General features: G+C 74.5%; 10 protein-coding genes. 5 read left to right on the top strand and 5 right to left on the bottom strand.

Going from position 1 to position 12,549, the window contains the following annotated elements; translation table 11 throughout:
* Positions 1 to 7: 7 nt before the first annotated feature.
* The gene (locus ACZ64A_RS05215; RefSeq protein ID WP_469808308.1) at positions 8 to 817 is read right to left on the bottom strand and encodes an SDR family oxidoreductase; all 810 of its coding nucleotides are present in this window, start codon (positions 815 to 817) and stop codon (positions 8 to 10) included.
* 179 nt (positions 818 to 996) lie between these two features.
* Here ACZ64A_RS05215 and ACZ64A_RS05210 point away from each other — a divergent pair, with 179 nt between their 5' ends.
* From ACZ64A_RS05210 to ACZ64A_RS05195, 4 genes are all read left to right on the top strand, one after another.
* The gene (locus ACZ64A_RS05210; protein WP_469808307.1) at positions 997 to 2,037 is read left to right on the top strand and encodes a PHP domain-containing protein; all 1,041 of its coding nucleotides are present in this window, start codon (positions 997 to 999) and stop codon (positions 2,035 to 2,037) included.
* Positions 2,038 to 2,076: 39 nt separating this feature from the next.
* Positions 2,077 to 2,733: an HAD family hydrolase gene (locus tag ACZ64A_RS05205; protein ID WP_469808306.1), complete on the top strand. Its 657-nt coding sequence runs from the start codon at positions 2,077 to 2,079 to the stop codon at positions 2,731 to 2,733.
* 43 nt (positions 2,734 to 2,776) lie between these two features.
* Positions 2,777 to 3,943 (top strand): FUSC family protein, encoded by a 1,167-nt coding sequence (locus tag ACZ64A_RS05200; protein ID WP_469808304.1) that lies wholly within the window; start codon positions 2,777 to 2,779, stop codon positions 3,941 to 3,943.
* Between the two features lie 399 nt (positions 3,944 to 4,342).
* A complete protein-coding gene (locus ACZ64A_RS05195; protein ID WP_469808303.1) occupies positions 4,343 to 5,314 on the top strand; it encodes an SDR family NAD(P)-dependent oxidoreductase in 972 nt (323 codons plus the stop codon).
* A gap of 7 nt (positions 5,315 to 5,321) precedes the next feature.
* Here the strand turns inward: ACZ64A_RS05195 and ACZ64A_RS05190 are convergent, their stop codons facing one another.
* A complete protein-coding gene (locus ACZ64A_RS05190; protein WP_469808302.1) occupies positions 5,322 to 6,353 on the bottom strand; it encodes an alpha/beta fold hydrolase in 1,032 nt (343 codons plus the stop codon).
* On the opposite strand from ACZ64A_RS05190, the gene ACZ64A_RS05185 reads away from it, so the two are divergent.
* Positions 6,319 to 7,347, top strand: a complete 1,029-nt coding sequence (locus tag ACZ64A_RS05185; protein ID WP_469808301.1) for an SDR family oxidoreductase — start codon at positions 6,319 to 6,321, stop codon at positions 7,345 to 7,347. The genes ACZ64A_RS05190 and ACZ64A_RS05185 overlap by 35 nt on opposite strands.
* A 140-nt stretch (positions 7,348 to 7,487) precedes the next feature.
* Here ACZ64A_RS05185 and ACZ64A_RS05180 read toward each other — a convergent pair whose 3' ends face one another.
* From ACZ64A_RS05180 to ACZ64A_RS05170, 3 genes are all read right to left on the bottom strand, one after another.
* Positions 7,488 to 7,748 carry a hypothetical protein gene (locus tag ACZ64A_RS05180; RefSeq protein WP_469808300.1) on the bottom strand — a complete coding sequence of 87 codons (261 nt, stop codon included), beginning with the start codon at positions 7,746 to 7,748 and terminating at the stop codon, positions 7,488 to 7,490.
* A 105-nt stretch (positions 7,749 to 7,853) separates the two neighbouring features.
* Entirely contained in the window at positions 7,854 to 9,143 is a 1,290-nt protein-coding gene (locus ACZ64A_RS05175) for an ROK family protein (RefSeq protein WP_469808299.1), read from the bottom strand.
* 116 nt (positions 9,144 to 9,259) lie between these two features.
* Positions 9,260 to 12,448 carry a cytochrome P450 gene (locus tag ACZ64A_RS05170; protein WP_469808298.1) on the bottom strand — a complete coding sequence of 1,063 codons (3,189 nt, stop codon included), beginning with the start codon at positions 12,446 to 12,448 and terminating at the stop codon, positions 9,260 to 9,262.
* Between the last annotated feature and the right edge of the window lie 101 nt (positions 12,449 to 12,549).

The following is a 12,549-nucleotide window of genomic DNA, read 5'->3' as shown; positions in this document are numbered from 1 at the left end:
CGGCCGCTCAGGGCCGACGCCAGGCGTCGCTGTCGAGGTGCGAGCCGGCCTGCGGCCCCATCCGCAGCATCCCGCCGTCCACGGTCCAGGACGCGCCGGTGACGTAGGAGGCGTCGGGTCCGGCCAGGAACGCGATGACGGCGGCGACCTCGCGGGCGTCGCCGGGCCGGCCGAGGGGCACACCGGGCCGGGACTCCGTGTGCACGTCGGTGTCCTCCTGGCCGGTCATGGGGGTGGCGATCTCCCCGGGGGCGACGGCGTTGACGGTGATCCGGTGCTCGGCCAGCTCCAGCGCCATCACCTGCGTGAGCAGGCCGAGGCCGCCCTTGGCCGCGCAGTACGGGGCGGCGCCGACGCGGGGCTGGTGCTCGTGCACGGACGTGACGTTCACGATCCGGCCGCCGTCGCCCTGGCGGATCATGTGCCGGGCGGCCTTCTGCCCGCACAGGAACGGGCCGACCAGATCGACGTCCAGCACCTCGCGCACGGTGTCCAGGTCCAGGTCGAGGAACGGCGTCATGGTGCCCGTACCGGCGTTGTTGACCAGCACGTCGAGGCGGCCCAGCCGCTCGCACAGCGCGTCGACGGCGTCGGCGTCGCCGGGCAGCCGCGTGAGGTCCATCCGCTCCACCTCGGCCCGCCGCCCGAGCGCGCGGACCTCCTCGGCGGTCTCCTCGGCGCCCTTGCGATCGGTGTGCCAGGTGATCCCCACGTCCATACCCGCCCGGGCCAGCCGTACGGCGGTGGCCCGCCCGATCCCCGAATCGGCACCGGTGACCACGGCGACCCTGCCGCCGGTCGGGCTCGGATCCGGCATGGGAAGCCTCCTCGTCATAGGGGAACCACGGTGAGTCACCGCAGTACCCGGGCGGACTCCCGGCAAACAGCGGACCCCGGCGCCGGGCGCGGCGGGCGGGGCAGCGGCCCGTCACTGCCTCGTGTGCGTCGCCGTGCGTGCCCTGCCGCCGTGGGGAACCCTGGGGGCAGGAGGTGGCGATGGATCCCGTGGCGGCTCTGGAGCGGATCGCGTTCCTGTTGGAACGGGCCCAGGAACCGACGTACCGGGTGCGTGCCTTCCGTACCGCGGCGCGTGTCGTGCGGGAGCTGCCGCAGGAGGAGCTGCGGGAGCGGGTACGCACCGGGACGCTGGAGTCGCTCAAGGGCGTCGGGCCGAAGACCGCGCAGGTGGTGCAGGAGGCGCTCGGCGGGCAGACCCCCGGCTACCTGCGCAAGCTGGAGGAGGAAGCGGGCAAGGCACCCGCCGTGCGGGGCGGTGAGGCGCTGCGGGCGGCGCTGCGCGGTGACTGCCATCTGCACTCGGACTGGTCCGACGGCGGCAGCCCGATCGAGGAGATGGGCCGGGCCGCCGCCGCGCTCGGCCACGACTGGGCCGTCCTGACCGACCACTCCCCCCGTCTGACGGTGGCCCGCGGCCTGTCCCCGGAGCGGCTGCGCGAGCAGCTCGGCGTGGTGGCGGAGCTGAACCGCACCTGGGCGCCGTTCCGGCTGCTCACCGGCATCGAGTGCGACATCCTCGACGACGGCTCCCTCGACCAGGAGCCCGAGCTGCTGGCCGAGCTGGACGTCGTCGTGGTGTCCGTGCACTCCAAGCTCCGTATGGACGCCCGGGCGATGACCCGCCGCATGGTGGCCGCCGTCCGCAACCCGCACGCCGACATCCTCGGCCACTGCACCGGACGCCTGGTCACCGGCAGAGGGCGCCCGGAGTCGCAGTTCGACGCGGACGAGGTGTTCGCCGCGTGCGCCGAGTCCGGCACCGCCGTGGAGATCAACAGCCGGCCCGAACGGCTCGACCCGCCCCGCCGCCTGCTGCGCCGCGCGGTCGAGGCGGGCGTGCTGTTCTCGATCGACACCGACGCGCACGCGCCCGGCCAGCTGGACTGGCAGATCAACGGCTGCGCCCGCGCCGAGGAGTGCGAGGTGCCCGCCGAACGCGTCGTCACCACCTGGTCCGCCGACGACCTGCTCGCCTGGACCCGCATCCGACGGGTGCCGTCCGGCGTGACGGGCGGCTGACGTGGTACCCGTGCGAGCCGCGAGAGAAAGGATCACCGCATGGACCGTGCCGCCGTCTTCGACGTCGACGGAACCCTCGTCGACACCAACCATCTGCATGTCGTCACCTGGTGGGAGGCCCTGCGCCAGGCGGGCCACCGGGTGCCGATGCACGCCGTGCACCGGGCGGTCGGCCTCGGCTCCGACGATCTGATCGCCCATCTGCTGGGCGACGACCGCGACAAGGACCAGGACGACCAGCTCAGCGCCGCACACACCGCGCTCTACGGCCAGTACTTCGACCGGTTGCCCGCCCTGGCGGAGGCCGGGGCGCTGCTGAAACGGCTGCACGGCGACGGCTGGGCCGTGGTGCTGGCCACCTCCGCGAGCGGCCCCGAGCTGAAGGCGCTGCGCGCCGCCATCGACGCCGACGACGCCATCACGGCGACCGCCAGCTCCGACGACGTCGAGGAGGGCAAGCCCTCACCGGAGCCCGTCGAGCACGCCCTGGAGCTGGCCGGGGTCCCGGCCGAGCGCGCGGTGTTCGTGGGCGACACGGTGTGGGACATGCGGGCCGGCCGCCGCGCCGGCGTGCACTGCGTGGGCGTGCTGTGCGGCGGCATCCCGCGTGCCGACCTGGAGGAGGCGGGCGCGCAGGCGGTGTACGCCGATCCGGCCGATCTGCTCGCCCGGCTCGACGACAGCCCCCTTGGGTGATCGAAACGGTGATCGATACGCACCTGCGGGATACCCGTCGCGCATGACACGAGCGACGGAGGCCGTACGGGGTGAGGCCCTTGCCATCGGCCGGGCGGTGAGTGCGGCCGTGCGCGGCCCGGGGCGCGAGCGGGATCTGGTGGTGCAGTCGCTGAAGGCGGCGGCGGCCGGGCTGCTGGCGTGGGTGGTGGCACGGATCTGGCTGAACGATCCGATGGCGCTGATGGCGCCGTGGGTGGCGGTGGTCCTGGTGCAGGCGACCGTCTACAGCTCGCTGCGCCGGGGCACCCAGCAGTTCGCCGCGATCTGCGCGGGCGCGCTGATCGCTTCGGGGGCGCAGGCGGTGACCGACGACACGACCGGCGCGCTCGCCCTGTCGCTGCCGCTGCTGATGCTGCTGGCGAACTGGCCGCGCTTCGGTGACCAGGGCGTGTACGCGGCGACGACGGCGATCTTCACGCTGACGGCAGGCGCGGTGTCGGCGTCCACGGTCGGCCACCGCATCGGCCAGGCGGCGCTCGGCGCGGTGATCGGGGTCGCGGTCAACGCGTTCGTGCTGCCGCCGGTGCATCTGCGGGACGTGCGGGAGAACCTGTCGGCGCTGGCCCGGGAGGCGGGCGACACGCTGCACCTGGTGGCGTCGGGGCTGCGCGAGGGCGACTGGGACGCGTCGGTGACCGACGAGTGGTCGCGTGCCGCCGACCGGCTGCAGCGGCGGTGCCGGGCGCTGGGTTCGGCGCGTGCCTGGAGCGAGGAGAGCCTGCGGCTGACCTCCGCGCCGCTGCGGGCGCTGCACCGGGTGCCGCAGGGGGTGCCGCCCCGGTCGGAGGACGAGCGGTTCGGACGGATCGCCGGGCACGTCACGGCCCTGACGCGGGCGCTCGCGGTCGCCGCCGACGACGCGCGCACACCGGCGCCGCCGCAGGGCGAGGCGCTGCGGTTGTACGCGAGCCTGCTGGAGCTGATCGGGGACGCCTGCCATGCCGAGGCGGACCGGTTCGGTGATCCGCACGCCGGGCCGCCGGTGGGCGACGCACAGCGCGAGGAGGAGTTGGAGGAGCTGCGGCGCCGGCTCCAGAAGAGCCTTCAGGAACACGTGGGTCTGGGCGCCTCGGTCGCGACGGTCCTGGGGACGCTGCTGCTCCAGGCGGAGAACATCTGGGCGGAGGCGGTACCGGGCCAGGACGCCGACACCGCTTCTCCCGCGTGACGCAGATCACCTCGAACGGCGACGAGCCGGGGAACACCGGCCGCCAGTTGCCCGTTGAACCAACCGTGGGTGCGGATGGGACAGTGTCCCCGGGCCTCACCTTTTGCCCACAGGGACGATCGTTCGGCTGAAGCCCTGTGGAGCCTTTCGCCGAGAGGCGACCGCCATCCGCGCCCACCACAGTCCGCCCCGACCGGTCTCCCCCGTCCGGTCGGGGCTCTTTTCTGTCCGGGCCCCGGCAGGGAGCGCCGGAGAACATGTCCTTTCCCGGGCCCCGGGAGTGGCGGCCCCACCGGCAGCGGGGCTGCCCGTGCGGGCCGGGGATTTTCCCGGCCCGGTCCGCCGGCTCAGGGAGTGGCGCTTGACTTCGAGTGCGCTTCAATTCCTAGCGTGCCGGGCATGAGCGACAGCGTCATCACCGCACAGCACAAGATCGGCTCCGGTTTCGGCGCCCGGTCCACCGCCGACGACGTCCTGGCCGGCCTCGACCTCACCGGCAGGCTCGCCCTCGTCACCGGGGGCTACTCCGGCCTCGGCCTGGAGACCACCCGGGCCCTCGCCAAGGCCGGCGCCCGGGTCGTGGTGCCCGCCCGGCGTCCCGCCGCCGCGCAGGAGAACCTGGCCGGCATCGACGGCGTCGAGGTCGACGACCTGGACCTCGGCGACCTGGACAGCGTCCGCGGCTTCGCCGAGCGTTTCCTCGCCTCGGGCCGCCGCATCGACTACGTCATCGACAACGCCGGCATCATGGCCTGCCCCGAGACCCGGGTCGGGCCGGGCTGGGAGGCCCAGTTCGCCACCAACCACCTCGGTCACTTCGCCCTGGTCAACCGGTTGTGGCCGGCGATCGAGCCGGGCGGCGCCCGTGTCGTGTCGGTCTCCTCACGCGCCCATCACTTCTCCGGCATCCGCTGGGACGACCCGCACTGGCAGCGGGGCTACGACAAGTGGGAGGCCTACGGCCAGGCCAAGACGGCGAACGTGCTGTTCGCCGTCCACCTCGACCGGCTCGCCCGGGACCGGGGCGTACGGGCCTTCTCCCTGCACCCCGGCGGCATCCTCACCCCGCTCCAGCGGCACATCCCCAAGGACGAGATGATCGAGCGCGGCTGGATCGACGAGAACGGCACCGTGCTCAACCCGGAGGGCTTCAAGACCCCCGCCCAGGGCGCGGCCACCCAGGTGTGGGCGGCGACCTCCCCGCAGCTGGACGGCATGGGCGGCGTCTACCTGGAGGACTGCGACATCGCCGAGCCGGCCGTCGAGGGCGCCACCACCGGGGTCAAGTCCTGGGCCACCGATCCGGAGCAGGCGGCCCGCCTGTGGGAGTTCTCGGCCGGACTCACGGGCGTGAACGCCTTCGCGGCCTAGCCGCGGTTCAGCGGGCTGTCGCGAAGTCCCGCAGGTCCGAGGTGAGTTGCGCGGCGTGGGTGGCGAACAGGCCGTGGCCGCCGTTGTCGTACACCTTCAGCGTGGCGTCGGGCGCCAGCTCGGCCGTGCGGCGCCCGGTGAGCTCCAGGGGCGCCGAGGTGTCGTGCGTGCCGTGGATCACCAGGACCGGCAGGTCCAGCTTGGTGATCTCCGGCGCCAGGTTCAGCTCGGCGATCAGCTCGCGCAGCGCGATCCCGGCGCGGGGTGTGGAGACGTGGCAGGCGCGGACCATGGACTGCACGTACGCGTCGGACAGCTCGTTGCCCGGCAGGTCCCGGGCGAAGAACGAGTCCGCGCCGTCCGCGAAGAACGCCGAGCGGTCCCGTCGCACGCCCTCGTTGAACGCCCGCATCGCCTCGGGTTCCAGGCCGTCGGGGTGGTCCGCGCACCGGACCAGGCCGGGGGCCACACCGGACACCAGGGCGAGCCGGTCCACCCGCGTGGTGCCGTGCCGGGTCAGGCAGCGCACGGCCTCCACCGTCCCGACGGAGTGGGCGACGAGGGTGACGCCGCGCAGGTCGAGGTGGTCGAGCAGACCCTGTACGTCGTCGGCGAGGCTGTCGAGGTCGAAACCGCCCCAGGCGTCGTCCGAGCGGCCGTGCCCGCGCCGGTCCAGGCCGACGCACCGGAAGCCCTCTTCGGCCAGCGGGTTCGTCTGCGCCTCCCACATGTCCGTACCGAAGTACGCGCTGTTGACGAAGACGAGCACGGGGCCGTCGGCCGGTCCGTGGTCGACGAAGTGCAGCCGGGTGCCGTCGACGGGGCTGGCGAAGTACGGCATGGGATGGCCTCCTGCGATCCGGTGGGCGGGTACGTCCCTCATCTTCGGCGAGGCCGGGGGCACGGGTCGATTACCCCGGAGGTCATGGCCGTCGCCGGGCTGCGTGTGCGGCCGGGCGGCGGGTACCCGGGCCGTCCAGCCACCGCGCGGAAGGGAGCCGAAGGTGAGCAGCACCTCGGGCAGCAGGATCGTCGTCACGGGCGCCACCGGTAATGTCGGCACCAGCGTGGTCCGGCTGTTGTCGGAGGACCCGCAGGTCGGATCGGTACTGGGGCTGGCCCGCCGGGTGCCGGACTGGTCGCCGCCGAAGACCGAGTGGTCGGCCGTCGACCTGTCCTCGGAGCGGGCCGGGCTCGCGGAGCGCTTCGCGGGCGCGGACGCCGTGATCCATCTGGCGTGGGCGTTCCAGCCGACGCACGATCCGGCGACCACCTGGCGGACGAACGTGCTCGGCAGCATCCGGGTGTTCGAGGCGGTGGCGGCCGCGGGGGTGCCCGCGCTGGTGCACGCCTCCTCCGTGGGGGCGTACTCCCCGGGCCCGAAGGACCACGCGGTCGACGAGTCCTGGCCCACGCACGGCTGGCCGGACGCCGCGTACTGCCGGGAGAAGGCGTATCTGGAGCGGACGCTCGACACCTTCGAGCGGGAGCATGCCGGGACGCGGGTGGTGCGGATGCGGCTGGCGTTCCTGTTCAAGCGGGAGTCGGCGAGCGAGCAGCGCCGCATCTTCGGCGGCCGCTTCCTGCCCGGACCGCTGGCCCGCCCGGAGCTGCTGCCCTTCCTGCCGGACATCCCGGGGCTGCGGGTCCAGGCCCTGCACACCGACGACGCGGCCCGCGCCTATCAGCTCGCGGTCGCCGGCGACGCGCGCGGTGCCTTCAATCTGGCAGCCGAGCCCCCGCTCGACGCGCGGGTGCTGGGCGAGCTGCTGGGCGCGCGCCCGGTGCGGCTGCCCCGTACGGCGGCCCGCTCGGCGATCGCCGCCGCGTGGGGGCTGCATCTGCTGCCGGCCTCCCCGCACCTGTTCGACGCGGTGCTCCGGCTGCCCCTGATGGACTGCACCCGGGCCCGTGTCGAACTGGGCTGGCGGCCGGAACGCTCGGCGACGGACGTGATCCAGGAGTTCCTGGAGGGCCTCCAGCAGGGCGCGGGCGCGAAGACGGCCCCCATGGCGGGCCGGAAGGTGGGCTGAGGCGGGCGCCGAGGTGGGCTGAGGCCGGCGGCCGCCCCCAGGGCCCGCCTGCCTCGCCTCGGACCGCCCCCTCAAGGCCTCTCAGCCCCCTTGAGGCCGCTCAGCCGCGGCGGTCGTCCAGGGGCGGTCGTTGTCGTCCCTCAGCCCGGCGGCTCGTCCGGGAGCGGCTCGTCCTGGTGGACGCCCCGGGGCTGCGACGCGCCCTCGCGGCCCGTGCCCGCCTCGTCGGTGTCGGGCACGTCGTCGGCTCCGCCGTCGTCCTCGGCGCCCTGGCCGGAAGGCCTGGCGGCCGGGGTCGGCACGTCCCAGCGGTCCTCGCCGCCGTCCGCCTGCTGGTCGGGCAGGTCCCGCGGGACCGGGTCGCCGTTCTCTCCGGGCGCCTCGGCACGATGTTCGGCCACGACATGCTCCTTTCCGCTCGTCCGGCCCCCGCGAGTACCGTGCCGGGGGCCCGCGAAACCCGCTTGACGATCAAGGAAGCCGCAGCCCTGGCGGACGCTCCCGGGTCAGCGCGGCACCCGGTCCTCCAGCGCCGTGCGCCAGGCCGGCTCCGGGCTCTGCGCGGCCGGTTCGGGGCGGCGGCCGCCGCGGCCGAAGAAGTCGGCCAGCGGGAGGATCGCCGCGCCGACCGTCACCGCGTCGGGGCCGAGCCGGCCCAGTTCGATCGTGACCTTCTCCGCCGGGTGCCGCAGCGCGTACGCGGTGGCGTGGCGGCGCACCGCGGGCAGGAAGCGGGCGCCGAGCTGGAGGCCGGCCCAGCCGCCGATGAGGATCCGCTCGGGCTGGAAGAGGTTGATCAGGTCGGACAGGCCGGCGCCCAGGTACTCGGCGGTCTCCTCCAGCACGGCCAGCGCGACGGGGTCGGCCGCGCTGCCCTCGGGCGGGTACGCCGCGGCGAGCATGGCGGTCAGGTCCGCCTCCTCGTCGCCGCCCTGCGGTGGCCGGCCGCCTTCCTCCGCCCAGCGTGCGAGCAGCGACTCGGCCCCGGCGTACGCCTCGAGGCAGCCGAGGGCGCCGCACCGGCAGCGCCGTCCCCGCACCCGTACGGTCAGATGGCCCCACTCCACGGCGCGCCCGTGTTCCACGTCCGGGGTGACCAGGCACGCACCGACGCCGGAGCCGAAGAGCACGACGACGGCGTTGCGGGCGCCGCGTCCGCCGCCGAACCACATCTCGGCCTGGCCGAGCGTCTTCGCACCGTTGTCGATGAAGTACGGCACGGTGTCCGGCAGCGGGGAGCCGGCGCGCAGCAGCGCCTCCAGCGGCGCGGCGTCCCAGCCGATGGTCTGACCGTGCACGACGGCCCCCTGCCCGGGCGTGTGCTCCACGATGCCGGGGACGCCGATGCCGACGCCGAGCAGTGCCTGAGCGCCGGTGCCGGAGGCGGCGAGCACCTCGGCGATGCCGTCGCGGATGTGGCCGACGATCGCCTCGACGGCGTATCCCCGCCGCTCCAGCGGACGCTCGGCGCGGGCCAGTTCGGTGAGGGTGAGATCGAACAGCTCCACCCGTACCCGGGTCTCACCGACGTCGACGCCGATCATGTGGCCGCTGCCGGGGGCGACGCGCAGCAGGGTGCGCGGACGGCCGCCGTCGGAGTCGACGCTTCCGGCCTCCTCCAGCAGGCCGTCGGCGATCAGATCGGCGACGACGTTGCTGATGGAGCCGGAGCTCAGCCCGGTGGCCGGGCCGAGCTCGAAGCGGCTGAGCGGCCCGTCGAAGTACAGGCGCTGGAGTACGGCCGTACGGTTGGCCCGCCTCAGATCGCGCACTGTGCGCCCGTTCCGCCCCGCCATGTGGCTCCTTCCGCCCCTGCCGACCTGCACCCTATCGCCGTACGGGGCGGGACGACACTTTCCCCACCACTTAGTTCACGGAGAAAGGTAAGCCGGTCGTCGGGCGGAACGTGCCGTCACCCGGCCGCGTACACGTCCTCGACGTACCGCCCGGCGGCGACCAAACCGTCCAGCCACCGCTGCGCCGCGGCCTCGTCGGCGCCCGGGGTGCGCTCCCGGTACAGCGTACGGAACGCCTCGCGCACGCCCGGGGCCATGCGCGCCCCGTCGCCGCAGACGTGGACGCGGGCACCGGCGTCGAGCAGCCGGCCGACCTCCTCGGCCTCGGCGGCGATGCGGTGCTGGACGAACATCCGTCCGTCTACCGGGGCCGCGCTGAAGGCGGGGCGCAGGGACACCGCGCCGGCGGCCTCGGCGGCCTGCAGTTCCTCGGCGTGCAGAAAGTCGGCGTCCGGCGCGTCGCAGCCGAAGTAGAGCAGCGCGGGTGGGAGGTGGGCGCCCGCGGCCAGGGCCGCCGCACGGTCGGCGATCGCACCGCGGAAGGGGGCGAGCCCGGTGCCGGCGGCGACCAGGACCACCGGGGCGGACCGATCCACGCGGAAGGCCTCCCGGCACGGCTGCACGCGCGCGTACACCGTGTCCCCGGGCCGTACGGCGGCGAGATGGCCGGATCCGGTGCCGGTGTAGTCGCCCTTGCCCGAGCGGGCCGGGGCCTGGAGCACGGAGACCATCAGGTCGGCGTGGCACGGGTCCTCGGCGGGGGACGAGGAGATCGAGTAGTGGCGCGGGCGCAGCGGGGTGAGCAGGCCGAGCAGCGCCGGCCAGTCGAGGGCACCGCGCAGGGCCGGATGGTCCTCGAACAGCTCGATCAGGGTGCGCGGGTCGTCGGCGGGGAGGGCGGCGAGGGCGGCGCGCTCGGGCGGGCAGGGGTTGGCGGCGGACAGGGTAGCGATCCGGTCGGGGCCGGGCCGCTCCTGCAACTCGACGTGGTGGGTGAGCAGTTCCCGCACCGTCACCGGCCGGTCGACGGCGAGTCCGTCGCGCCGGCGGCGGGTGGGGCGGATGTCCAGGACGGTGTCGAGGGCGACGCCGAGGGCCGCGGCGGCGCGCTCGACGAGACGGGGCGCGTTGGCGGGCAGCACCGTGAGGTGGTCGGCGGTGCGGTAGGTGACACCGTCGGGCAGCGCGAGGCGGACGAACCGCTTGCGGCGCGGGTGCCCGGGCGCGGTGAGGTCGTACGCCTCGGTCACGGTCATCGGCACCAGTGCGTGCCGCTCGGCGAGCGCGTCGAGCGGACCGCCGACGAGGGCCCGCACCTCGTACGCGGCGGCCGGTTCCGCGTCCTGCGCGGGGGCCGCGTCGGGGTCGCCGTACCGCTCCAGCAGCGCGGCGCGCAGCCGTACGGTGAAGTCGCGGACGGTGCCGGTGAGGTCGCCGGAGGCGTCGGCGGCGGCGCGGTCGGTGAGCCGGACGGCGCCGAGGGCGGCGAGGCGTTCGTCGATGCGGGTGGGCACGTGCTGGTAGGTGGCGGCCCAGGTGCGGTCGCCGACGCCGAGGACGACGTAGGTGACGCCACTCAGGTCGGGTTCGCCGTCCAGCCAGGCGGTGAAGGCCGTGGCGTCGTCGGTGGGGCGGCCGTTGTAGGAGGCGGCGGTGATGATCACGGGCCGGTCGGTGGGCAGTGCGTCCGCGTACGCGTCCAGGGCCGCGACCTCCGCCGCGCAGCCCAGCTCGGCCGCCTCGTCGGCGAGTTGGGTGGCGAAGGCGCGGCAGGTGCCGTAGTTGCTGCCGTGCAGGAAGAGCGCGCCGGTGCCGGGGCGGACCCGGGCGGGGAGGGTGCCGGGGGCGGCCGTCCGTTCCGCCTGGGCCGGGGCGGCGCCGGGCAGCGGCGGGTGGGCGCGGTCGGCGGCGGTGCGCGGGGTCAGGGTGAGCGTGAAGCCCTCGGGCTTGAGGGTGAGGGTCTCCATGACGTCGAGCCGGTAGCCGGCGTGGTCGTGCAGCCGGTAGCGGTGGACCAGCATGGCGAGCAGCATGGTGGCCTCGTGCAGGGCGAACTGCCGTCCGATACAGGCGCGTTCGCCGGTGCCGAAGGGTTTGTAGGCGTGCGCGGGGCGGGCCGCCTCGGCTTCCGGCGCGAAGCGGGAGGGGTCGAAGAGTTCGGGGTTGTCGCCCCACACGGGCTGCCGGTGCAGCATCGGTGTGAGCACGGTGACGGCCTGTCCGGCGCGCAGCGGGACGCGCCCGCCGAGCAAGGTGTCCTGCAGCGCGTGCCGGCTGAAGGCGGCGGCGGTCGGCCAGAGCCGGAGCGCCTCGCTGAGCACCTGCCGGGTGCAGGGCAGCCGGCCCACGTCCTCGTACGTCGGTTCCGGCTCGGCGGTGTCGCCCCACAGGGCGTCGACCTCACGTCGTACGAGGTGCAGGGCGGTGGGGTCCTTGGCCAGGTGGTACAGCGCGAACGACATCGCGCCGGAGGTCGTCTCATGGCCCGCGATGAGGAAGGTGATGACCTGGTTGCGGATGTTCGCGGGGTCCAGCGTGGTGCCGTCGGCGGGGTGCCCGGCGGTGAGCATCAGGCCGAGCAGGTCGGTGGCGTCCGGGGCGCCCGCACCGGGCTGCGTGCCGGTGCGGGAGGCGATGACGTCGTCGACGACCTGGGCGAGGTAGGCGGCGTCGTCCCGGAAGGCGCCGTCGGCGGCGGAGCGGTCCTCGCCCGGGGTGCGGGCCAGGCTGGTCATGCTCCAGTGCAGGCAGCGGACCATCGACTCGACGAAGGGGTGGGGGCGTTCGCGCTCGAAGGAGCCGAAGTCGTAGCCGAAACCGGCCAGTCCGATGGTGTCCAGCGTCATCCGCGTCATGTCGTCGGCGACGTCGACCGGCCGTCCCTCGGCGGCGGCGCGGTCCCAGGCGGCGATCAGCCGGCGCGCCACCTTCAGCATGACGGGGTGGTAGGTGCGCATCGACCCGAGCGCGAAGGCCGGCATCAGGATGTCGTGCGCCTTGGCCCAGTTGGGTTCGTCGTTGTACGCGGTGAACAGGCCGTCGGCCGCGAACTCGCGGACGTTGCGCAGCGCGGGGCCCACGTGCTTGGCGAACCGCTGCTCGTCGGCGAGGTCGGTGACGAGCTCGAGATCGGCGACGAACAGGGTGTCCCGTCCGTGCAGCCGGCGCACCAGCACCGGCCCGTGTTCCCGCATCAGGTCCATGACCTGCTGAATCGGGGTGAGACCGGGGCCGGTGGCGGTGATGTCGACGACGGGGACGCCGGGGAGGGCGGCGGTCCGGGGATGCGCTGCGGTGGGGGGCATGGCGCGACAACTGCCTTTCGCGGTAAGGACGTGCTGCGCTCCACCCTGGTCGACGAGCCCCGTCAGCCCGCGCCGGGCGACTACATGATTGTGTAGTGCGC

This window comes from Streptomyces sp. NPDC104814 (genome assembly GCF_055583185.1).
This window is presented reverse-complemented; position numbering and strand designations above follow the sequence as displayed.

Coding starts and splice junctions, on each gene's coding strand:
- ACZ64A_RS05215 (WP_469808308.1), bottom strand. CDS start 817: ATGCCGGATCCGAGCCCGACCGGCGGCAGGGTCGCCGTGGTCACCGGT.
- ACZ64A_RS05210 (WP_469808307.1), top strand. CDS start 997: ATGGATCCCGTGGCGGCTCTGGAGCGGATCGCGTTCCTGTTGGAACGG.
- ACZ64A_RS05205 (WP_469808306.1), top strand. CDS start 2,077: ATGGACCGTGCCGCCGTCTTCGACGTCGACGGAACCCTCGTCGACACC.
- ACZ64A_RS05200 (WP_469808304.1), top strand. CDS start 2,777: ATGACACGAGCGACGGAGGCCGTACGGGGTGAGGCCCTTGCCATCGGC.
- ACZ64A_RS05195 (WP_469808303.1), top strand. CDS start 4,343: ATGAGCGACAGCGTCATCACCGCACAGCACAAGATCGGCTCCGGTTTC.
- ACZ64A_RS05175 (WP_469808299.1), bottom strand. CDS start 9,143: ATGGCGGGGCGGAACGGGCGCACAGTGCGCGATCTGAGGCGGGCCAAC.
- ACZ64A_RS05170 (WP_469808298.1), bottom strand. CDS start 12,448: ATGCCCCCCACCGCAGCGCATCCCCGGACCGCCGCCCTCCCCGGCGTC.